Below are 20,756 nucleotides of genomic sequence, written 5' to 3' on the forward strand. Positions count from 1 at the left end.
CCCGCCGCTCAGGGCAGGAACCAGCGCCCGACCTCGGGCCGGGTGAGCAGCCAGGTCGCGGCGCCGAGCATCCCGACGAGGACCACCAGCGGCCACAGCGCGAGCGCAAAGAACAGCGCCACCGCGGCGGCGCTCGCGCCCGAGACGGCCAGGACGATGCGCGCCCAGTTGTGGCCCACGTAGGCCAGGCCGGCGAGCACGGTCGCGCCGACCGCCCACAGCGCGCCGCCCACGAAGAGCAGGTAGAGCGTGGCGACCAGCTCGGACTCGGTCAGCTGGTAGGCCTCGAGCATCTTGGGCTGCTGCTGGGTCATCTGCCGGAACATCTCCTCGCCCAGCCGCTGGGCGAAGGTCGCGCCGAAGCCGAGGCCCACGATCGCCAGCGCCGAGCTGGCCCAGGTGAGCACGCAGGCCAGGCGCAGGGCCGGCGGGCGGGGGCCGCGCTCGGCGGCGGTACGGCGACGCTGGCCCGGGAGGCGCGGCGGGATCGGCGCCGGGCCGGTGAGCGGGCGCGGCGCCGGCGCGGACGTGGACGTGGAGTCCGGGCCCGCACCGGGTGCCGGCGCCGACGCCGGCGCCGAGGGGGCCGGCGGCCGGAGCGTGCCGAGCCGCGCCGCGCGGCGCTCCTCGTAGCGCTTGACCCAGGGGCGTCCGGCGTACCAGTCGCGGGTCGGCTGGAGCCAGAGCAGCGCGACGCCGACGAGCACCATCGGCGTCAGGAAGGCGTCGGAGACCAGGCCCCCGATGAACACGAACGGGGCCAGGCCGGTGAGCACGACCCGGGCGCTGGCCGAGCGCTTGTAGACCTGGAAGCCGAGGATGGCCGAGGCCGTCGCGGCGGCCGCACCGATGATGCAGAGCACGCGCACGGCCATCGAGAAGTCGTCCGCGCTCCAGCCCATCCCGGTGAAGAGCGGGTCCTGCACGACCTTCTCGAAGCTCTCCTGGACCGTGAGGGTGCGCAGGGTCGCGATCCGCTGCCAGGCAGCGAGCACGAGGATGACCGAGCCACCGATGATCAGCGCTCCCGCGAGGGTCGCCTGTCCTGGCCGGGGCTCCTCCTTGGTCATGGGCCCATTCCACCAGACGGCTCCAGGGCCGCCCGCGGCAGCACCCGGCCCTCAGCCCCCGCCCGGCGCGAACCGGTAGCCCATGCCCGGCTCGGTGACGAAGAGCGTCGGGTGCGCGGGGTCGCGCTCGAGCTTGCGGCGGATGCTGGCGAGGTGGACGCGCAGGTAGTTCGTCTGACGGTCGTACGCCGGCCCCCACACCGCGTGGAGCAGCTCGGTCTGCCGGACCAGCTTGCCGCGGCGCTTGGCCAGCACCTCGACGATCGCCCACTCGGTCGGCGTCAGGTGCACCACGGTGCCGTCGCGGGTGGCCCGCGAGTCGCCGAGGTCGAGGACGAGCCCGTCGACGTCGAGCCGCAGCGCGGGCTCCTCGACGCCCACCCGGCGGGTGGTGGCGCGGATCCGGGCGAGGAGCTCCTCGATCACGAACGGCTTGGTGACGAAGTCGTCGGCGCCGAGGTCGAGCGCCTCGACCTTGTCGTCCGAGCCGGTCCGCGCCGAGACCACGATCACCGGGACCTGGGTGAAGGTGCGCAGCCGGCGCAGCACGGCCACCCCGTCGAGGTCGGGCAGGCCGAGGTCGAGCAGGATCACGTCGGGCATCCGCTCGTCGACGGCCTGGAGCGCCGAGCGCCCGTCGCCGGCGGTCTCGACGTCGTAGTCGCGGGCGCGCAGGTTGATCGCGAGGGTACGGCGGATCGCCGGGTCGTCGTCGACCACGAGGACGATCGTCATGCGGGGGTCTCCTCCGGGCGCGGGACGTCGGGCAGCGGGGCGGCGGGGAGCTCCAGCACGAACGTCAGCCCGCCACCGGGGGTCTCCTCGGTGGCGATGGTGCCACCCATCGCCTCGGTCAGCCCGGCCGCCACGGCGAGCCCGAGCCCGACGCCCTCCTGGTCGGGTACGTCGCCGAGCCGCTGGAAGGGCACGAACAGCCGGGCGTGCTCGGCGACCGCGACCCCCGGTCCGGTGTCGGCGATGCGGAGCGTGACCTGGTCGCCGTCGGTGACCGCGTCGATCCGGATGCGGGCGCTGGCGGGGGTGTACTTGAGCGCGTTCTCGCAGATGTTGGCGAGCACCCGGTCGAGCAGGCCGGGGTCGGCGAGCACCTCGGTCTCGGGGTCGACGGCGACCTCGATCCGCTCGCTGCCGGCCAGCGGCGCGACCGCCTGGTCGACGGCCCGGGTCAGCCCGGTCTCGGTGAGCGCGACCCGGACCGAGCCGGTGTGGATCCGGCTCATGTCGAGCAGGTTGGTGACGAGCGCGGTGAGCCGGTCGGTGGCCTCCTCGATCGTCTCCAGCAGGTCGGCCTCGTCCTGGGCCGACCACTGGACGTCGGTGCTGCGCAGGCTCGACACGGCGGCCTTGACCGCGGCCAGCGGCGAGCGCAGGTCGTGGGAGACGGCGGCGAGCAGGGCGGTCCGGGTCCGGTCGGCCTCGGCCAGCCGCAGCCGCTCGACCTCGGCCCGGGTGGCCCGGCGCCGCTCGGCCATGACGCCGGCATAGGCGGCGTAGGCGTTGAGCAGGCCGCGCTCGGAGGCGGGCAGCCGCGAGCCGGCGAGGACCAGGACGGTCTGCTCGTCGATGTCGGCGCTCATGTCGGCGGCCTCGACGCTCGCGGGCGGCGTACCGCAGGAGCCGACGACCTCCTCGCCCCCGCCGGTACGACGGATCACCGCGGCGCCGCGGGCGCTGAAGAGCTCGCAGGCCGACGAGAGCAGTCCGGCCAGGTCGTCGCTGGCGTTGAGCAGGCTGTGCGAGAGCACGGTGAGCGCGTCGGCCTCGGCGCGCGCCTTGGCCGCCTGGGCGGTACGCCGGGCCGCGATGTCGACGACCGTGGACACCGAGATGCCCACCACGACGAAGAGCAGGATCGCGATCGCGTTCTCGGGCTCGTCGATGGTCAGCGTGTAGAGCGGCGGCGTGAAGAGCAGGTTGAGCAGCACCCCGCTCAACAGCGCGGCGAGCACGGCCGGGAGCAGGCCGCCGATCAGCGCGGTCACCACGACGACGACCATGAGCGTCATCGCCTCGGTGGGCAGGCCGTGCAGGTCGTTGCTCGCCCAGAGCAGCAGGCTGAAGCCGATCGGGCCGAGGACCGCGAAGACGAGTCCCCCGATGCGGCGACCGCGGCCGAGGGTGGCGGGCGGGCGCAGCGGGTTGGGACCGCCGCGGCGGGCGTGCTCGTGGGTGACGATGTGGACGTCGATGTCGCCGGAGGCGGCGACCACCCGCTCCCCCACGCCCGGGCGCAGCAGTGCGGAGACCCGGCCGCGGCGGCTGGCGCCGATGAGCACCTGGCTGGCGTTCTCGGCGCGGGCGAAGTCGAGGATGCCTTCGGCCGGGTCGTCGCCGACGACGGTGTGGAAGGTGCCGCCCAGGCCCTCGGCCTTGGCCCGGAGCTGGGTGAGCCGGTCGGGGGCGATGCCGCTGAGCCCGTCGCGCCGGGTGACGTAGAGCGCCTGCCACTCGCCGCCGGCGCTGCGGCTGGCGATCCGGGCCGCGCGGCGCATCAGGGTGAGCGACTCGGGCCCGCCGGAGACGGGGACGATCACCCGCTCGCGGGTGGCCCAGGTGGAGTCGATCTCGTGCTGGGCGCGGTAGCGCTCCAGCCCCTCGTCGACCCGGTCGGCCAGCCAGAGCAGGGCGAGCTCGCGCAGCGCGGTGAGGTTGCCCTCGCGGAAGTAGCGCGAGAGCGCGGCGTCGATCTTGTCGGCGGCGTAGATGTTGCCGTGCGCCATCCGCCGGCGCAGCGCCTGCGGGCTCATGTCCACCAGCTCGATCTGGTCGGCGGAGCGGACGACGTGGTCCGGCACGGTCTCGCGCTGGCGCACCCCGGTGATCGCCTCGGTCACGTCGTTGAGCGACTCCAGGTGCTGGATGTTGACGGTGGTGACGACCTCGATGCCGGCCTCGAGCAGCGCCTCGACGTCCTGCCAGCGCTTCTCGTGGGTGCTGCCGGGGACGTTGGTGTGGGCGAGCTCGTCGACCAGGACCACCGCGGGCCGCCGGTCGAGGACGGCCTGGAGGTCCATCTCCTCCAGCACCGCGCCCTTGTAGTCGAGGCGGCGCCGCGGGACCCGCTCGAGGTCCCGCAGCGCCACCTCGGTCTTGGGGCGGCCGTGCGTCTCGACGTACCCGATGACGACGTCGGTCCCGCGCTCCGCGCGCCGGAAGCCCTCGTCGAGCATCGCGTAGGTCTTGCCCACCCCCGGCGCGGCGCCGAGGTAGACGCGCAGCTTGCCTCGGTCCATGGGCTCAGTCTGCCCGCTGCACCGCGAGGTTGAGCTCGAGGACGTTGACCCCGGGCTCGCCCAGGAAGCCGAGGGACCGCCCGGTCGTGTGCTCCGCCACGAGCCGGCGGACCGTGGCCTCGCTGAGCCCGTTGGCCGCCGCGACGCGCTCGACCTGGAGCGCGGCGTACGCCGGGGAGATGTGCGGGTCCAGGCCGGAGCCCGAGGCGGTCAGCGCGTCCGGCGGTACGGCGGCCGGGGCGACGCCCTCGGTCTGCGCGACCTGCGCCCGGCGCTCGGCGATCAGGGCGAGCAGGTCCGGGTTGCTGGGGCCGAGGTTGCTGGGTGCCGAGGCCAGCGAGTCGTAGTCGTTGGCCGAGGGACGGCTGTGGAACCACTGCGCGCCCTCGAACCGCTGCCCGAGCAGCCGGGAGCCGACCACCTGGCCGTTGCTCTCGATCGGCTGGCCGTCGGCGCGGTCGCCGAACGCCTGGCCCGCGGCCCACACGGCGAGCGGGTAGCCGACGCCGAGCAGGACGGTCATCACGAGGAGGAGCCGGAGTCCCGCGAGGGACTGGCGGGTGAGGTCAGTGAGCATGGTGATCAGCCGATTCCGGGGATGGTCGAGACGAGCAGGTCGATGAGCTTGATGCCGGCGAACGGGACGACGATGCCGCCCAGCCCGAAGACGAGGATGTTGCGCCGCAGCACCGCCGTCGCCGACGCGGCCCGGAAGCGCACGCCCCGCAGCGCGAGCGGGATCAGGCCGACGATGACGAGGGCGTTGAAGATGACGGCCGACAGGATCGCCGACTGCGGCGTGGCCAGGCCCATCACGTTGAGCCGGTCGAGCGAGGGGTACGCCGCGACGAACATCGCCGGGATGATCGCGAAGTACTTCGCGACGTCATTGGCGATCGAGAAGGTCGTCAGCGCCCCGCGCGTGATGAGCAGCTGCTTGCCGATCTCGACGATGTCGATGAGCTTCGTCGGGTCGGAGTCGAGGTCGACCATGTTGCCGGCCTCCTTGGCGGCCGCGGTGCCGCTGTTCATCGCGACGCCGACGTCGGCCGCGGCGAGCGCCGGGGCGTCGTTGGTGCCGTCACCGGTCATCGCGACGAGCCGGCCGCCCTCCTGCTCCTTGCGGATGTACGCCATCTTGTCCTCGGGCGTCGCCTCGGCGAGGAAGTCGTCGACCCCCGCCTCGTCGGCGATCGCCCGCGCGGTGAGGGCGTTGTCGCCGGTGATCATCACCGTGCGGATGCCCATCGAGCGCAGCTCGTCGAAGCGCTCGCGCATGCCCTGCTTGACGACGTCCTTGAGGTGGACGACGCCCAGCACGCGCCCTTCGGTGGCGCCCGCGTCGATGCAGCCGATCACGAGCGGCGTACCGCCGGAGCGGGCGATCTCGTCGACCACGTCGGTGACCTCGGGCGACGGGTTCGCCCCGAGCCAGGCGGCGACGGCGGAGCCGGCGCCCTTGCGGACCTGGGTGCCGTCGGCGAGGTCGACGCCCGACATGCGGGTCTGCGCGGTGAACTCGACGAAGGCCGCCCCGGCCGGAAGGTCGCGGTCGTCGGCACCCTGCGTGAGGGCGAGCTCGACGATCGAGCGACCTTCCGGCGTCTGGTCGGCGAGGCTCGACAGCCGCGCGACGTCGCGCAGCCGCTCCTCGCTCACCCCGGGGGCGGGGACGAACCGGGCCGCCTGGCGGTTGCCGTAGGTGATCGTGCCGGTCTTGTCGAGGAGCAGCGTGCTGACGTCGCCCGCCGCCTCGACCGCGCGGCCGGACATGGCGAGCACGTTGACCCGCACCAGGCGGTCCATGCCGGCGATGCCGATCGCCGAGAGCAGCGCGCCGATCGTGGTCGGGATCAGGCAGACCAGCAGGGCGACCAGGACGACGAGGTCCTGCGGGGCGCCGGCGTAGTCGGCCATCGGCGGCAGCGTGGCCACCGCGGTGAGAAAGACCAGCGTCAGGCTGACCAGCAGGATCGACAGCGCGATCTCGTTGGGGGTCTTCTTGCGCGAGGTGCCCTCGACGAGCGCGATCATCCGGTCCAGGAAGGTCTCGCCCGCGGCGGCGGTGATCTTGACGACGATCCGGTCCGAGAGGACCCGGGTACCGCCGGTCACCGCGCTGCGGTCGCCGCCGGCCTCGCGGATCACCGGCGCGGACTCGCCGGTGATCGCGGACTCGTCGACCGACGCGATGCCCTCGACGACGTCGCCGTCGCCGGGGATCACCTCGCCCGCCTCGACGACGACGAGGTCGCCGACCTTGAGCCGGGTGCCCGCGACCGGGGTCTCCGTGCCGTCGTCCCCGAGGAGCCGGGCGACCGTGTCGGTCCGGGTGGCCCGCAGCGAGGCGGCCTGCGCCTTGCCGCGGCCCTCGGCGACCGCCTCGGCGAGGTTGCCGAAGACGACGGTCAGCCAGAGCCAGATCGCGACCGAGATCGTGAACAGGCTGGGGTCGGCGACCGCGGCGACGGTCGTCGCGACCGAGCCGAGCCAGACCAGGAACATCACCGGGGAGCGCCACAGGTGACGCGGATCCAGCTTGCGGAGCGCCTCCGGGAGCTGCGCGAGCGCCTGGGCTCCGAGCAGGCGCAGGGAGGTGCGGGGGACGGCGTGGGTGGTCATGCGAGGGCCTCTGCGATCGGTCCGAGAGCGAGCGCCGGGAAGTACGTGAGGCCGGTCATGATGAGGATGACGCCGACCAGCATCCCGACGAAGAGGGGCTTGTGGGTGGGCAGGGTGCCGGCGGTCTCGGGGACCTTGCCCTGCTGGGCGAGCGAGCCGGCCAGCAGCAGGACGAGGACGATCGGGATCAGCCGGCCGAGCAGCATCGCGAGGCCGATGGTGACCTGGAAGAAGGTCGAGGTCACCGTGATCCCGCCGAACGCGCTGCCGTTGTTGTTGGCGCCGGACGTGTAGGCGTAGAGCACCTCGCTGAAGCCGTGCCCGCCCGGATTGCCCATCGCGTCGGGGGTCGCGCCGAGCGCCATCGCGACACCGGTGCCGACGAGCACGAGGGCCGGGGTGGTCAGCGTGTAGAGCGCGACGAAGGTCATCTGGCGCGCGCCGATCTTCTTGCCCAGCAGCTCGGGCGTGCGCCCGACCATGAGGCCGGCCACGAAGACCGTGAGGATCGCCATCACGAGGATGCCGTAGATGCCCGATCCCACACCGCCGGGCGTGATCTCGCCGAGCATCATGTTGACCAGGACGCCGCCTCCGCCGGCCGGGGTGAACGAGTCGTGCGCGGAGTTGACCGCGCCGGTCGACGTACCGGTGGTGGCCATGCCGAACAGCGCCGAGGCCCACTCGCCGAACCGGGTCTCCTTGCCCTCCATCGCGGCACCCGCGGCCTGCGCGGTGACCGAGTGCCCGCCGACCTCGGCCGCGGTGACCACGGTCAGCGAGACCGCCATCAGGAAGAGCATCGCGCCGAGCACGGCCAGGCCCTGGCGGCGCTTGCCGAGCAGGGTGCCGAGCGTGCGGGTCAGCGCGATCGGGATGACGAGGATCAGGAAGATCTCGAGCAGGTTCGTGAAACCGCTGGGGTTCTCGAACGGGTGCGCCGAGTTGGCGTTGAAGAAGCCGCCGCCGTTGGTGCCGAGCTCCTTGATCGCCTCCTGGCTGGCGACCGGTCCCCCGGTGAGCACCTGGTCGGCGCCCGAGAGCGTGTGCATCGTCGAGTCCGAGAACGACTGGATGACACCGCCCGCGATGAGCAGCAGAGCGCCCACGAAGGCGATCGGCAGCAGGATCCGCAGGGTGCCCCGGGTCAGGTCGACCCAGAAGTTGCCCAGCGTGCCGTCCTTGACCCGCACGAAGCCGCGGACCAGCGCGATCGCGACCGCCATGCCGACCGCCGCGGACAGGAAGTTCTGCACCGCCAGCCCGGCCATCTGGGCCGTGAAGCCGAGGGTGGACTCACCGGCGTACGACTGCCAGTTGGTGTTGGCCACGAAGGACGCCGCGGTGTTGAAGGACATCCAGAACGGCATCCCGGGCAGGTCCCGGTTCATCGGCAGGTGGGACTGCCCGATCAGGATGGCCATGAGCACCACGACGCCGACGAGCGAGAAGCCCACGACGCTGAGCGCGTAGGCCTTCGGGCTCTGCTCGACGTCGGGGCGCACCCCGCTGAGGCGGTAGACCAGGCGCTCCACGCGCAGGTGACGGGACGAGGTGTAGACGCGCGCCATGTAGTCGCCGAGGGGGACGTACACGGCCGCGAGGAGGAGGGCCAGGACTGCGACGCTCAGCAGCCCGGCAAGCGTGTCGGACATGTCTAGAAGCGCTCCGGGAGGACCAGGGCCACGAGGAGGTAGATCGCCACGGCGATCACCCCCGCGATCAGCAGGCCGCTTTCAATACTCATGTGGCCGAGCCTGGCCCGGCTCCCGCCCGGAACCCCGTGTCTTGATGCGTTCTTAGCGCCCGTTGACGCCGTCTTGCCGCCGCTGTGGTCCGGCGCACCACCCGGAGCCGCCGAGGGCTCCCCGGACCGTGGTCCGGGGAGCCCTCGGGTGCTGCGGGCCGGGCGTGCTCAGGCGGTGAGCACGAGCCCGTCGTCGCCGCGGTCGACCGTGACCGAGCCGCCGTCGGCGACCTCGCCGCCGATGAGCATCCGCGCGAGCGGGTCGCCGATCGCGGTCTGCACCAGGCGGCGCAGCGGCCGGGCGCCGTAGGCCGGGTCGTAGCCGGCGTCGGCGAGCCAGGCCCGCGCCTCCGGCGTCACCGCGAGGGTGATCCGCCGGCCGGCGAGCCGGGCCTCCAACGAGCGCAGCTGGAGCTCGACGATGTGCGCGAGGTCGTCGCGGGTCAGCGCGTCGAACGTGACGATCTCGTCGAGCCGGTTGAGGAACTCGGGCTTGAACGCCTGGCGCACGACACCCAGGACCGCCTCCTTCTGCGCCGCGGGGTCCATCGTCAGGTCGACGAGGTACTGCGAGCCCAGGTTGGAGGTGAGGATCAGGAGCGTGTTGCGGAAGTCGACCGTGCGGCCCTGGCCGTCGGTCAGCCGGCCGTCGTCGAGCACCTGCAGCAGGATGTCGAAGACCTCGGGGTGGGCCTTCTCGACCTCGTCGAGCAGGACGACCGAGTAGGGACGCCGGCGCACCGCCTCGGTGAGCTGACCGCCCTCGTCGTAGCCGACGTAGCCCGGAGGGGCACCGACGAGGCGCGCGACGGAGTGCTTCTCGGCGTACTCGCTCATGTCGATGCGGACGATCGCCCGGTCGTCGTCGAACAGGAAGTCGGCCAGCGACTTGGCGAGCTCGGTCTTGCCGACACCGGTGGGGCCGAGGAACAGGAACGAGCCGGTCGGGCGGTCGGGGTCGGAGATCCCGGCCCGCGCCCGTCGTACGGCGTCGCTGACGGCGCGCACCGCGTCGGCCTGACCGATCAGGCGGGCGCCGATGGCCTGCTCCATGTCGAGCAGCTTGGCGGTCTCGCCCTGGAGCAGGCGGCCCGTGGGGATGCCGGTCCAGGCCTCGACGACCTCGGCGACCTGGGCCGCGCCGACCTCCTCGCCGACGAGCTTCTCGGCCACCGGCTCGGCGTCCTCGACCGCCTCGACGGCCTTGATCTGCTGCTCCAGGGCAGGGATCTGGCCGTAGAGGACCTCGCTGGCGCCGGCCAGGTTGCCCTCGCGGGTCAGCTTGTCGGCCTCGACGCGCAGCTGGTCGAGCTGGCGGCGCAGCGCGCCCTCGCCCTCGAGCTCGGACTTCTCCCGCTCCCAGCGGGCCTCGAGCCCGCGCAGCTCCTCCTCCTTGTCGGCGAGGTCCTGGCGCAGGACGTCGAGCCGCTCGCGCGAGGCGTCGTCGGACTCCTTGGCGAGCGCGAACTCCTCCATCTTGAGCCGGTCGACCTGGCGGCGGAGCTGGTCGATCTCCTCGGGGCTGCTCTCGATCTCCATGCGCAGCCGGGACGCGGCCTCGTCGACGAGGTCGATCGCCTTGTCGGGGAGCTGGCGGCCGGTGATGTAGCGGTCGGAGAGGGTCGCGGCGGCCACGAGCGCGGCGTCGGTGATCCGGACGCCGTGGTGGGCCTCGTACTTCTCCAGGATGCCGCGCAGGATCTGGATGGTGTCCTCGACCGAGGGCTCCCCCACGAACACCTGCTGGAAGCGGCGCTCCAGGGCGGGGTCCTTCTCGATCGACTCGCGGTACTCGTCGAGCGTGGTGGCACCGATCATGTGCAGCTCACCGCGCGCGAGCATCGGCTTGAGCATGTTGCCGGCGTCCATCTGGCTGTCGCCGCCGGCGCCCGCGCCGACGACCGTGTGCAGCTCGTCGATGAACGTGATGACCTTGCCCTCGGCCTGCTTGATCTCGTCGAGGACGGCCTTGAGCCGCTCCTCGAACTCGCCGCGGTACTTGGCGCCCGCGACCATGCCCATCAGGTCGAGGCTCAGCACCCGCTTGCCCTTGAGGCTGTCGGGGACGTCGCCCGCGACCACGCGCTGGGCGAGGCCTTCGACGACGGCGGTCTTGCCGACGCCGGGCTCGCCGATGAGCACGGGGTTGTTCTTGGTCCGCCGGCTCAGCACCTGGATCACCCGGCGGATCTCCTGGTCCCGGCCGATGACCGGGTCGAGCTTGCCGTCCTCGGCCGCGGAGGTGAGGTCGACGGAGTACTTCTCCAGCGCCTCGTAGGTGTCCTCGGCGTCCTGGCTGGTCACCCGCCGGTCGCCGCGCACGGCCGCGAGGGAGGCGCGCAGCCCCTCCTCGGTCAGCCCGGCGTCGGTCAGCACGGTGCGCGCGCTCGACTCGACCGTCGCCAGCGCGATGAGCAGGTGCTCCGAGGCGACGTAGTCGTCCTTCATCGACCGCGCCAGGTCGAGCGCCGAGGCCAGCACGCGGGTGAGCGCGGCCGAGCCCGAGGGCTGCTGGACGGTCGCGCCGCTGGCCCGCGGCAGGGCGTCGCGCGCCGCGGACGCCGCGTGGACGACCTGAGGTACGTCGACGCCCGCCTTCGCGACCAGGCTGGCCGCGGTCCCGTCGTTCTGCAGCAGCAGCGCGACGAGCAGGTGGATGGGCTCGACGGTCGTGTTGCCCGCCGTGGTCGCGGCAAGCTGGGCGGCCTCGATCGCCTCGCGGCTACGGGTGGTGAACTTGTCGGCCCCGAACTGGCTCATGTGCAGAGTCTCTCCTGTGTCGTTGGGATGATCGACTTGACCACCTCAACGTCAGCAAAGTTGAGTCCATTCCACTCAACTCTGAGAAATCTGCGAGCGCCGTCATCCGTGCCGCACGACCACGGGCACGAACCGGTTCCGCGGCGCACCACCCTTCCGCGTGTCGGTGTTGCCGACGCCGACCACCCGCACCCAGCCTCTCGAGGGGCGTACGGGGAGCAGCCTCATGGTCGGCCCGCGGATGTCGCCCGCCGGGTCACCCGGTGGGCGGTGCGTCACGGTCGGCCCGGGCTGTCCTCCTGGTCCCCGGAGAAGGCCACGACCCCACACCGTGCTGGCCACAGGGCCGACCGCGCCTGTCCACGGTGGCACGACGCGCGACCTCCGCGGCGATTGTTTCGGTCCCGACCGGTGCTGAAACGCGGCAGGAGCGACGTCGCCGGGGCACCATGTCCTGGTGGCTCGGCACACCGATGAGATCGACGACCCCTCCCCGCTGGCGGGCGCCCGGATCGACGTGTCCGCGCGGATCGGCTGGCTGCTGCGGACGACGCGCGCCGCGGCCGGCGTACCGCTGCGGGAGCTGGCCCGGCGGGCCGGCGAGGAGAGCGCGCTGTCCCCGGCGACGCTGTCGCGGGTCGAGACGGCGGGCCGGCGCAGCGGGCGGGTGATCGCGGCCTACGAACGGTCCCTCGGGCTGCCCTACGGTCACCTGCGGGCACCGGTCGACGTCCTGGCGCGCACGTTCTCGTACGCTCCGGCCGACACCGAGCCCTATCTCCCCGAGCCGACGCTCGCCGGCTTCAGCACCGCCTGCGACGCCGTCGCGGTCGACGAGGTCGCCGGCCACGACTGGCTGCGGTTCGCGGAGTACCACACGCTGACCCCCTTCGGCCTGCCCACCGCGACGGTCCGCCCGCTGGTCGCGCGGCTGGTCGGCGAGGTCGGGCGCTCGGCGGGCGCGGCCTACCAGCTGCGCTACGAGGCGCTGAGCAAGCTCCGCTGCAGCCCGTACGGCGACGTGGTCGCCGAGGAGATCCGCCAGGCGCTCGAGGTCCCCGGCATCCAGCGCTCCGGCGACCTGCTCAGCGCGGTCACCGAGCGACCCACCCCCGAGCTCGTCACCTGGTGCGGCGAGCTGCTCGGGCACGAGTCCTGGCTGGTCGCCCGCTCCGGCTGCCTCGGCATCCAGAACATGCGCAGCGTCGGCGGCCTGCGCCGCTCCGACTGGCTGCCGCTGGTGCCGGTGTTCGCCGCCGCCTGCGACGCGGCGGCCGGCGACCCGCTGCGCCAGCCGATCCTCAGCGGCACGCTCGCGTGCTGCCCACCCGAGTTCCGTGCGGCCGTCCGGGCCCTGCTCACCGAGGAGCTGGTCGAGCCGCGCCGGGCCGCCGCCTGGAACCGCAGCCGGCGCAACCGCCACTTCGCCCACGCCTCCGCGCTCGCCGGCCAGATCACCGGGTCGAGCCAGGGCGAGACGATGCTGGCGCGTCTGCTCTTCGAGGTGCTCTACGACTTCCGCGCCACCCACGTGACGACGTCCTGCTTCCTGCTCGCCGCCTCACCGTTCGCCGACGCGGTCCGCGAGCGGCTGTGCGTCACGGCGCTCGACGGGCCGGACGAGACGACCCGGCACGGGGCGGCGTACGCGTTCTCGACCCTGATGATCCCCTTCGAGACCGCCGATCCGGTGCCGTGGCTGGCCTCCCCCGACCCGGTCGTGCGCGGCGCCGGGCTGAGCATCTGCGGCTGGGCCGGCGTCCCGCTGCCGGGCGACCTGCTCCGCAGCCTGGTCACCGCGGACGACGAGGTGGCCCGCGACGCGCTGTTCGCCGCGGGCATGTCCGAGCAGCCCGAGCTCGGCGCGCTCGCCGCGGCCCGGCGGCTACCGGCACCGGTCCGCGCCGGCGCCCGCTGGTGGGCGGCGACGGGCGGCCGGATCATCCGCTAGGGCTAGGGGCCGTTGTCGATCTCGGGCGGCGCCTCGTGCTCGGGCAGGTCGCCGCTCGCGGTCTCCTCGTCGACCAGGGCGAGCCGGCAGAACTCGTCGCCGAAGGGCGTGAGGTGGATGCTGCGCCGGACCACCTTGGCGAACTTCACCGAGTGCATCGCGCCCAGCACGTCGGGCTGCGCCTCGAGCACCTGGTACTCCAGGTGGTCGCGCACCGGCTCGCGCGAGAGCCAGATCAGCCCGAGCCGGAACAGGTTGTTGATGTACGACGGCACCTGGTCCAGGTAGCGCAGCCCGGCCCGCGGCCCCAGCATGTTGAGCCCCGGCGCGATCAGCTGGCTGTTGACCATCCCGATCGGCCCGCCCGTGCGGACGTCGACCGACGGCTGCGGCCCGTCGCGCAGCAGCATCACCAGGATCCGCGCCTCGTCGGGCGCGAGCTCGTCGAGGATCCGGTCGAAGGCGGGGTGCCGGTCGTCCTGGCTCCACACGTCGCGCGAGCGCGCGAGCAGCTCGTTGCCGCGGTCGCGCAGGGTCTGGGGGCGCGAGCCGACGACCTGGCCGTCCACGACGGGCGCGGGCGCGAACTCGCGGCGCTCGGGCGCGGCGGTGCCACCGCCCAGCGACTCGCCGGCCCGCAGCAGCGCGGTGGCCACGGGGACCCCTCCGGAGACCTGCCGGGCGACCTCGCCCAGCGCGCCGACGTACGAGCCGACGTCGCGGATCAGCGAGGCGGCCTCGTCGCGGCTGGTGACGGCCTTGCCGACGCGCAGCCAGTTGCGGGTCGTCGTACGCACGCCCCAGCCGGCGGTGTGCAGCGCGGCCGACCCGGCGACCCGCGCCAGTCCGGGCAACGACTCGGCGACCGCGGGCCCGGTGAGCGCAGGCAGCCGCGGCAGTCCGTCGTTGTCGAGGTCGTCGGTCATGGCCGCCCTTTCGGTGGTCACGGTGGTCACGGGGGGAAGCCGGGTATCCAGCCCCAATTGAAGATGCCGAGGTGGAGGAACCCGCCCGCCGCGCCCATGATCGCGCCGTGGGCGTAGAGCATCCACTCGTCCTCCTTGATCGCCGAGCGCATCATCTCGACGAAGTCCTTGGGCGGCAGCTCCTTGGTGCGCCGCGCGATCAGCACCCGGATCTTCTCCGACTGCTGGCGGCTGAACTCGGCGTCCCGGAACGGCGTGATGGTGCGCCCCACGGCCTCCTGGGCGAAGGAGTCCTTGATGCTGTCGTAACGACGTCCGCCCATCGCGACGTTGACCGCGCCGCGCAGCGGTCCGGCGGCCTTGTCGATGGCGGGGCGCATCGCGGTGGCGATCATCTGGCGGGTGCGGTCACCGCGCGGGCCGTCCATGAGGAAGTCGCCGATGCGCTCCAGCGTGATCACGTCGTCGGCGATGATCCGCGCATAGACCTCGGCGCACTCGTCCTGGCGGCGCAGGAAGAGGCCCTGCACCTTGATGCCGAGGATCCGCTTCTCCTCCGGCGGGTCGAAGATCAGCCACATGCCGAGCAGGTTGGTGGTCCAGCCGACGAAGACGCCCAGCAGCGGCAGCAGCCACCAGATGTGCCAGGTCTGGTCGATGATCGCGACCGGTACGCCGAGCAGGAAGCCGAAGATGAAGCCGAAGGCGACCATCAGGTTGAGCTCGCGCTGACCGACGTCCTTGAAGACCTTGACGACCAGCTCGGGGTTCTTGCGGAAGTGGTCGATGACCATGATCTTCGGGTCGAGCAGCTGGTCGATGTGGACGCCGATCTCGTCGGTGATCGTCTTGACCACGCCCGGCAGCTGCGCCTGCACCCGGTCGATGACCGCCTGCCGCACCGGCCGGGGCAGGTCGCGCCACAGCCGCGGGTGCTCGCGCATCATCACCTCGTCGACCAGCTCGGGCAGGTCGGGGCGGAAGACCGCGACGATGTGCTCGGCGATCTGGTCGGGCTCGAGCTGGGAGTAGAACTCCGCCGGCGTACCGAGCTTGGCGATGACCTTGTCGACCGCGATGCTGCCCATCTTGGCGGCGCGCGCCGGGACGATGCCCTGCCAGCCGACACCGCCCTCCATCAGGCCGGGGATCTCCTGGAGCTTGCGCGGCAGCACGGCGGCCACCTCGCGCAGCCCGGGCACCCGGTAGCCGTGGAAGGTGATCGGCTTGAAGAGCATCCACAGGCCCGACCAGTTGATCAGCCAGCCGATGATGCCGGTGAAGAAGGGGATCGAGATGAAGGCGAACCAGTCGACGTGGTCGACCCAGTCCTCCAGCCACCTCAGCACCGCGTCCACGCGCACCCCCTGATCCCGCGAGCCCCGCCGCACCCCATGGCACGCGACGGTCCCGACGGGTGGAGGTTAACGCGTGTTGTGGCGGACGGCACAGGGATCTCAGGTCACGGTGTCGCAGCAACCTCGACCAGCCGGGCGTCGTTCGGGACCGGCCCCAGCTCGCCCAGCGGCTGCAGCCGGTAGACGATCCGGGCCCGCACCTGCCCCGCGGTCACGAACCCGAACGTGCGCGAGTCGTCCGAACCACCCCAGTTGTCGCCGATCACCCAGTAGCCGCCGTCGGGCACGGTCGCCCACGCCGGACGGACGTCCGGTCGCAGCGAGGTGCCGTCGTCGGCGCAGCAGGGCGCGACCTTGTCGCCCGTCCGACCGGGCCAGGTCGGGTTCGCCACCACGTACGTCGTCCGCGCGCCCGCCGGGCGGACCTCGACCACCGGCGGCCCGGCCTTCTCCAGCCGCACCCGGACCTGGTCGCCCGGGAGCCCGATCACCCGCTTCACGACCGGGATCTCGCGATCGCCGAGGGTGCTCTCGATGATGTCGAAGCGAGCGATCTCGCCGGTGCCGAACGGGTCGACGAGGAGCCGGTCCCCGGTCGAGAGCGTGGGCTCCATGCTGCTTCCGGAGACCTTGACCGAGAACGCCAGCGCCGCGATCACGGCGAGCATCACGACGAAGAAGACGACCAGTGCGCCGACGCCCAGGACGCGGCGTACCCAGGGGCGACGGGACTCCGCACGGTGGCTCACGACGCGCAACGGTAGGTCATCGCGACGGCCCTCGGCAGGGGGCTCGGGCACCTGAGAAGAAAACGCGACAGGGTGTCGCGCTTTCCGTGCGATGTGTGTCACACTCCGTCACGCGTAGGCCAAGGGCATGGGGATGCGGCCTCGCTCCACCGCCGGTTCGGGAGGGATCGGCGGATGCCCTTTGGGAGGAAAGTTGAACAAGGTAGAAGGAATGGGCCGTACCCGTCTGGGTCGGTTCGCAGCCGTGACGGTTCCGGCCACCCTGCTCACCGCAGGGCTCGGCGTCGCCATGCTGCAGGGAATGGTCGGCGCCGTGCTGTCGTCGGCCGACGGGTTCACGCTCACCAGCGACCGGATCACCAGCGACGGCCTCAAGGCGCGCACCGGCGCGGCCAACGTCGCCGGGGGCAACCAGGCCACGATCTACGCCGAGACCGGGGCGAACACCAACGCCAGCGGCATCAAGGTGATCACGCCGAACGTGACCATCCCGCTGATCAACCTGCCGGCGCACCTCGAGGTGAGCTCGACCGACACCACGATCGGGCTCGGAGCGGTGGGGCTCAACGCCAAGACGCTCGACACGCCCGACGGCGCCACGCTCGGCACCACCACCATCGGTGTCGCGCAGTCCCAGGCCGGGTTCACCAACACGGCCACCGACAGCGGGTACGTCGCCGACGGGTTCGCCCTGACGAGCTCCTCGGCCGACCTGCCGAACGTCCACGCCACCGCGTACGCGATCACGCTCGAGAGCCTCGCCCTCGACAACCTGTCGCTCAAGGTCGCGCTCGGCAACTGACGCCGGCTCGTCTCAGCACCCCACCTCGTGGGGCGTGCGGCCGCGCGCCCCACGAGGCACCCGCCTTCTCGTAGGGACCTCGCATGACTGACATCGTCACCACCCCGGCGGCCGAGGCCGCCCCCGTCACCACCGTCCGGGCCAGCCGGCCCGTCGCGCTCTGGCGGGGCTTCGCCCGCTTCCGCCGGACCCGGCCGTTCTGGGGCGCGGTGATCCTCGCCCTGGGCGCCTACTTCATCGCCCGCCCGCTGCTGGGCGGGACCTTCGAGTTCTACACGACCGTCGGGGTCCGCAGCATCACGCCGCTGCTGATCGCCGGCGGCATGGCCGCGGCCGCGGGGATCGCGGTCGTCGTCCCGGCCCAGCGGCACTTCCCGGCGATCGTCGCGCTGATGCTCGCCGTCGCCTCGCTGCCCTTGGCCAACCTGGGGGGTTGGCTGATCGGCATGGTGCTCGGCATCCTCGGCGCCGGACTGGTGTTCTCGTGGACGCCGTACTCCGAGAAGCAGCTCGAGCGCTTCGCCGCCAAGGACGCCGCCCGCGCCGAGCGGCGCGCGCAGAAGCGGACCCGACGATGACCGACGCCCGGATGGGCACCCGCCGGCGGGCGCTGGTGCCGCTCGCCGGCGGGCTCGCCGCGCTGGTCGCGATGTTCCAGCTGGTGAGCAGCAACGTGCTGGCGGTGAACTTCACGACGGCGAACCAGGAGTTCGAGCTCTACTCGAACTACCTCCAGGGCGCCCAGGCCGCGGGCTTCCTCGCCACCAACGACACCGCGACCGGCCAGGACGGCGGGGTCGCCGAGCTCGGCATCCGCTCGGCCAAGCTGGCCGGGCTCTGCGCGATCGCGCACGAGAGCATCCCGGTCGTGGGCGAGGTGACGCTGATGATCCTTGCCGGCGTCCCGGTGCGGAGCTCGTTCGCCAACGGCACCAACACCACCACCGACGGCGCCGGCAACACGCTCACCTTCGACGCCAACGGACTGCTCACCGGCGGCAACCACATCACCGCGAGCAACCTGTTCGTGAACTCCCGCTCGCTCAGCGGCTTCGGCAACCTGATCAGCGGCATGAACCTCGGCCAGAGCGCCGACACCGTCGACGCCACCGCGGGGATCCAGTGGCCGGCCGGCCAGAGCAGGCCGAGCGCCGGCAACTTCGGGCTCTCCGTCGATCGCCTCAACGTGGGCGGGCTCGGCGGCGACACCTACGGCATCAACCTGCAGGGGGCGATCACGTTGCCGAACCTCAAGATCAAGGTGCTGCCCGGGCACAAGACCCAGGCCGACTGCCCGACCCAGGCGGCGGGCTGATGGCCGCCGCGGCGCAGGCGCTGCGCGTGCTCGGCGCGGGACGACGGGGCTTCCGCACGTTCCGCGGTACCCGGCCGTTCTGGGGCGGCCTGTGGTGCGTGCTGGCCGGCGCCTGGCTGGTCCGGTCGATGTACTTCTCGTTCGTGCTCGCGGTCAGCGGCGGGTGGAGCTACTCGGCCGGCTACATCCTCGGCGGTGCGCTCGTGCTGTTCGGCCTCGTCGCCTGGTTCGCGCCGCACTACCGCGGGCTGGTGGGCATCCTGGCCGTCCTGCTCGCGCTCGGCGCCTTCGTCTCGGTCAACCTCGGCGGCTACCTGGTCGGCTCGGTGCTCGGCATCCTCGGCGGCTCGATGATCTGGGCCTGGGGCGAGAAGCGGCCGCGCCGGGTCCGCGGCGGGCGCCGCCGGGCGACCACCACGACCACCCCGACGGCCTCGACGACCCCGGTGTCCGCGTGACCCTGTCGGTACGCCGCCAGCGGCTGCTGGTCGTCCTCGCGGCGCTGGCCGTGGTGACGGCCGCGGTCCTGGTCCCGCGGGTCGGCGACGACGCGCGCGGCCAGGCCCAGAGCGGCGCCTACCAGCCGTTCGCCTGCGACCAGCCGGGCAGCGCGAACCCCCAGCAGCGGCGCCAGGAGGTCCAGCTCGACAACGGCTCGGGCGACTTCAACGCCGCCGGGCGGACCTATCCCTGCCTCGCGGGCGTCCGCTGGCACCTGCAGTCGGGCAATGTCGCCACGTCCAACCCGGACGCCGCGATCGGCCAGATCCGCACGGCGTACGGCCGCAAGCTCCCCGGCACCGTCTACTACGCCGCGGCCGGCTCGCGCACCGACCTCTACCAGGTGGCGTTCAGCGGGCTGCAGTTCTGCACGTCCAAGACCAACCCGGTCTCCACCTGCCCGGCGGCGGGCACCACCGACATCCAGCTGTACGCCGACAGCGGCGACGCGCCCGCCCCCAAGTCCGCCACGCCCTACCGGCTGACGATCAAGCCCGACCAGGCGATCACCATCGGCGGCACCGGCGTCTGGACCGAGGTGCTCGCCACGGCCTCCAGCTCGTTCACCGTGCCGGTCGCCCAGCTGCCGACCGCGACCCACCTGGCCTGCGGGATCGTCGGCGGCACCGCGCGCGGTGGCTTCCTCGGCATCGGCGGCACCTGCGAGCTCAGCGCCGAGGACTTCGCGGGCGGTCTCGCCCAGTGGCTCGGCGGCGGCTCGAACTACACGCTGCTCGGGGTCAACCTCGACTTCTTCTACCTCGTCACCCACCGGCAGAACCCGACCGATCCCTACACCCAGGTCCCGGTCGACGGCTCCGGCAACCCGCTCAACTCCGTCCAGCTGCCCCACACCACGATCTCGGTCGGCTGATGGACGCCACGCCCCGCCACGGGACCCGCTGGCGCCGTACGGCGGGCGCGCTCGCGGTCTCGTTCGCCGCCCTGGCCGGCCTGGGCACCGCGACCTGGCACGAGGCGTTCGGGTTCGACGCGCGGATCATCGTCCAGGACGGCAACGCCACCTTCTCGTCCTCGCGGATCACCGCCGACGACGCCGCCTTCGGCATGGCCCCCGTCCGGCTCGGCAACGGCACCTGGAAGAACCTGCTGCGCGCCGGCTTCGCCCGCGCCTCGCTCGACGGCCTGTGCGTGTCCAAGACCGAGTCGCTCGGTCCGATCAAGGTCACCCTCAAGCTGACCGCCGGCGACGGCACCAGCGCCGCCGAGATCACCGCGGCCGACGCCGCGCTCGACGTGACCAGCCTGCGCGGGGCCGGGATCAACCTCCAGGGCAGCACCCAGATCGGGCAGGCCACGACCGACCTGACCACGGCGCCGGGCGCGCCGCCGTACACGGCGAACCCGTTCGGGGTCCCCGCGACGTACGACGGCGGCTTCTACCGCCCCGACGGCACCGGGCCGCAGGCCTACTCGGGCACCGGCAACGGCGGGCACGTCAACGGCCAGGGCTTCACCGGCATCGACGCGACGCGGGGTGCGCTGACCCAGGTCTACGGCCAGCTCTGGCAGGCCCAGGTCACCGGCGACATCACGCTGCCGAACCTGGTGATCAAGGTGCTGCCGTTCAAGGACGACATCGGCTTCAACGCCAACGGCACGACGAACGCGACCCCCGACGGGATCGACGACCGGTCGTGCTGGACCGAGGCCCGGCTCGGGACCTACCCGCGCTAGGGC

At 72.6% G+C, this 20,756-nt stretch carries 18 protein-coding genes; 7 read left to right on the plus strand and 11 right to left on the minus strand.

What is annotated here, in order from left to right:
- Nucleotides 1-8: 8 nt before the first annotated feature.
- The 8 genes from M0M48_RS20245 to clpB all read right to left on the minus strand — a co-directional run bounded on the left by M0M48_RS20245 (nt 9) and on the right by clpB (nt 11,453).
- Nucleotides 9-1,070 carry a hypothetical protein gene (locus M0M48_RS20245; protein ID WP_257759262.1) on the minus strand — a complete coding sequence of 354 codons (1,062 nt, stop codon included), beginning with the start codon at nt 1,068-1,070 and terminating at the stop codon, nt 9-11.
- 51 nt (nt 1,071-1,121) lie between these two features.
- Entirely contained in the window at nt 1,122-1,805 is a 684-nt protein-coding gene (locus M0M48_RS20250; protein ID WP_215812811.1) for a response regulator transcription factor, read from the minus strand.
- Nucleotides 1,802-4,324 (minus strand): sensor histidine kinase, encoded by a 2,523-nt coding sequence (locus tag M0M48_RS20255; protein WP_257752514.1) that lies wholly within the window; start codon nt 4,322-4,324, stop codon nt 1,802-1,804. Before M0M48_RS20255 ends, M0M48_RS20250 begins: the two co-directional genes overlap by 4 nt.
- Before the next feature lie 4 nt (nt 4,325-4,328).
- Nucleotides 4,329-4,901: a potassium-transporting ATPase subunit KdpC gene (kdpC, locus tag M0M48_RS20260; RefSeq protein WP_257752515.1), complete on the minus strand. Its 573-nt coding sequence runs from the start codon at nt 4,899-4,901 to the stop codon at nt 4,329-4,331.
- A gap of 5 nt (nt 4,902-4,906) precedes the next feature.
- Nucleotides 4,907-6,946, minus strand: coding sequence for a potassium-transporting ATPase subunit KdpB (gene kdpB / locus M0M48_RS20265; RefSeq protein WP_215812808.1), 2,040 nt, complete (start codon nt 6,944-6,946; stop codon nt 4,907-4,909).
- Nucleotides 6,943-8,601, minus strand: coding sequence for a potassium-transporting ATPase subunit KdpA (kdpA, locus tag M0M48_RS20270; protein ID WP_257752516.1), 1,659 nt, complete (start codon nt 8,599-8,601; stop codon nt 6,943-6,945). The genes kdpB and kdpA overlap by 4 nt, the downstream gene beginning before the upstream one ends.
- 2 nt (nt 8,602-8,603) lie before the next feature.
- On the minus strand, nt 8,604-8,693 hold the full coding sequence (locus M0M48_RS20275) for a potassium-transporting ATPase subunit F (protein ID WP_215812806.1): 90 nt from the start codon (nt 8,691-8,693) through the stop codon (nt 8,604-8,606).
- Nucleotides 8,694-8,861: 168 nt separating this feature from the next.
- Complete coding sequence (gene clpB / locus M0M48_RS20280) at nt 8,862-11,453, minus strand: ATP-dependent chaperone ClpB (protein ID WP_257752517.1); 2,592 nt, start codon at nt 11,451-11,453, stop codon at nt 8,862-8,864.
- 457 nt (nt 11,454-11,910) lie between these two features.
- On the opposite strand from clpB, the gene M0M48_RS20285 reads away from it, so the two are divergent.
- The gene (locus M0M48_RS20285; RefSeq protein WP_257752518.1) at nt 11,911-13,404 is read left to right on the plus strand and encodes a helix-turn-helix domain-containing protein; all 1,494 of its coding nucleotides are present in this window, start codon (nt 11,911-11,913) and stop codon (nt 13,402-13,404) included.
- Nucleotides 13,405-13,406: 2 nt separating this feature from the next.
- On the opposite strand, the gene M0M48_RS20290 is transcribed toward M0M48_RS20285, so the two are convergent.
- The 3 genes from M0M48_RS20290 to lepB form a co-directional block, all read right to left on the minus strand.
- The gene (locus tag M0M48_RS20290) at nt 13,407-14,360 is read right to left on the minus strand and encodes a DUF4393 domain-containing protein (protein ID WP_257752519.1); all 954 of its coding nucleotides are present in this window, start codon (nt 14,358-14,360) and stop codon (nt 13,407-13,409) included.
- The gene (locus M0M48_RS20295) at nt 14,357-15,688 is read right to left on the minus strand and encodes a hypothetical protein (protein ID WP_257752520.1); all 1,332 of its coding nucleotides are present in this window, start codon (nt 15,686-15,688) and stop codon (nt 14,357-14,359) included. The genes M0M48_RS20290 and M0M48_RS20295 overlap by 4 nt, the downstream gene beginning before the upstream one ends.
- Nucleotides 15,689-15,792: 104 nt before the next feature.
- On the minus strand, nt 15,793-16,437 hold the full coding sequence (lepB, locus tag M0M48_RS20300) for a signal peptidase I (protein ID WP_215812800.1): 645 nt from the start codon (nt 16,435-16,437) through the stop codon (nt 15,793-15,795).
- A gap of 244 nt (nt 16,438-16,681) precedes the next feature.
- Here lepB and M0M48_RS20305 point away from each other — a divergent pair, with 244 nt between their 5' ends.
- The 6 genes from M0M48_RS20305 (at nt 16,682) to M0M48_RS20330 (ending at nt 20,753) form a co-directional block, all read left to right on the plus strand.
- Nucleotides 16,682-17,239, plus strand: coding sequence for a DUF6230 family protein (locus M0M48_RS20305; RefSeq protein ID WP_215812799.1), 558 nt, complete (start codon nt 16,682-16,684; stop codon nt 17,237-17,239).
- An 83-nt stretch (nt 17,240-17,322) separates the two neighbouring features.
- Nucleotides 17,323-17,817 (plus strand): DUF6114 domain-containing protein, encoded by a 495-nt coding sequence (locus tag M0M48_RS20310; RefSeq protein ID WP_215812798.1) that lies wholly within the window; start codon nt 17,323-17,325, stop codon nt 17,815-17,817.
- On the plus strand, nt 17,814-18,554 hold the full coding sequence (locus tag M0M48_RS20315; RefSeq protein ID WP_257752521.1) for a DUF6230 family protein: 741 nt from the start codon (nt 17,814-17,816) through the stop codon (nt 18,552-18,554). The genes M0M48_RS20310 and M0M48_RS20315 overlap by 4 nt, the downstream gene beginning before the upstream one ends.
- The gene (locus M0M48_RS20320) at nt 18,554-19,012 is read left to right on the plus strand and encodes a DUF6114 domain-containing protein (RefSeq protein WP_257752522.1); all 459 of its coding nucleotides are present in this window, start codon (nt 18,554-18,556) and stop codon (nt 19,010-19,012) included. The genes M0M48_RS20315 and M0M48_RS20320 overlap by 1 nt, the downstream gene beginning before the upstream one ends.
- Nucleotides 19,009-19,929, plus strand: a complete 921-nt coding sequence (locus M0M48_RS20325; protein ID WP_215812795.1) for a hypothetical protein — start codon at nt 19,009-19,011, stop codon at nt 19,927-19,929. The genes M0M48_RS20320 and M0M48_RS20325 overlap by 4 nt, the downstream gene beginning before the upstream one ends.
- On the plus strand, nt 19,929-20,753 hold the full coding sequence (locus tag M0M48_RS20330; RefSeq protein WP_257752523.1) for a DUF6230 family protein: 825 nt from the start codon (nt 19,929-19,931) through the stop codon (nt 20,751-20,753). Before M0M48_RS20325 ends, M0M48_RS20330 begins: the two co-directional genes overlap by 1 nt.
- The last annotated feature ends 3 nt before the right edge of the window (nt 20,754-20,756 follow it).

Origin of the sequence: Pimelobacter simplex, from assembly GCF_024662235.1 — a bacterium.
Classification (GTDB): domain Bacteria; phylum Actinomycetota; class Actinomycetes; order Propionibacteriales; family Nocardioidaceae; genus Nocardioides.

Coding starts and splice junctions, on each gene's coding strand:
- kdpA (WP_257752516.1), bottom strand. CDS start 8,601: ATGTCCGACACGCTTGCCGGGCTGCTGAGCGTCGCAGTCCTGGCCCTC.
- kdpB (WP_215812808.1), bottom strand. CDS start 6,946: ATGACCACCCACGCCGTCCCCCGCACCTCCCTGCGCCTGCTCGGAGCC.
- M0M48_RS20275 (WP_215812806.1), bottom strand. CDS start 8,693: ATGAGTATTGAAAGCGGCCTGCTGATCGCGGGGGTGATCGCCGTGGCG.
- M0M48_RS20245 (WP_257759262.1), bottom strand. CDS start 1,070: ATGACCAAGGAGGAGCCCCGGCCAGGACAGGCGACCCTCGCGGGAGCG.
- M0M48_RS20320 (WP_257752522.1), top strand. CDS start 18,554: ATGGCCGCCGCGGCGCAGGCGCTGCGCGTGCTCGGCGCGGGACGACGG.
- M0M48_RS20255 (WP_257752514.1), bottom strand. CDS start 4,324: ATGGACCGAGGCAAGCTGCGCGTCTACCTCGGCGCCGCGCCGGGGGTG.
- clpB (WP_257752517.1), bottom strand. CDS start 11,453: ATGAGCCAGTTCGGGGCCGACAAGTTCACCACCCGTAGCCGCGAGGCG.
- M0M48_RS20250 (WP_215812811.1), bottom strand. CDS start 1,805: ATGACGATCGTCCTCGTGGTCGACGACGACCCGGCGATCCGCCGTACC.
- M0M48_RS20330 (WP_257752523.1), top strand. CDS start 19,929: ATGGACGCCACGCCCCGCCACGGGACCCGCTGGCGCCGTACGGCGGGC.
- M0M48_RS20315 (WP_257752521.1), top strand. CDS start 17,814: ATGACCGACGCCCGGATGGGCACCCGCCGGCGGGCGCTGGTGCCGCTC.
- M0M48_RS20310 (WP_215812798.1), top strand. CDS start 17,323: ATGACTGACATCGTCACCACCCCGGCGGCCGAGGCCGCCCCCGTCACC.
- kdpC (WP_257752515.1), bottom strand. CDS start 4,901: ATGCTCACTGACCTCACCCGCCAGTCCCTCGCGGGACTCCGGCTCCTC.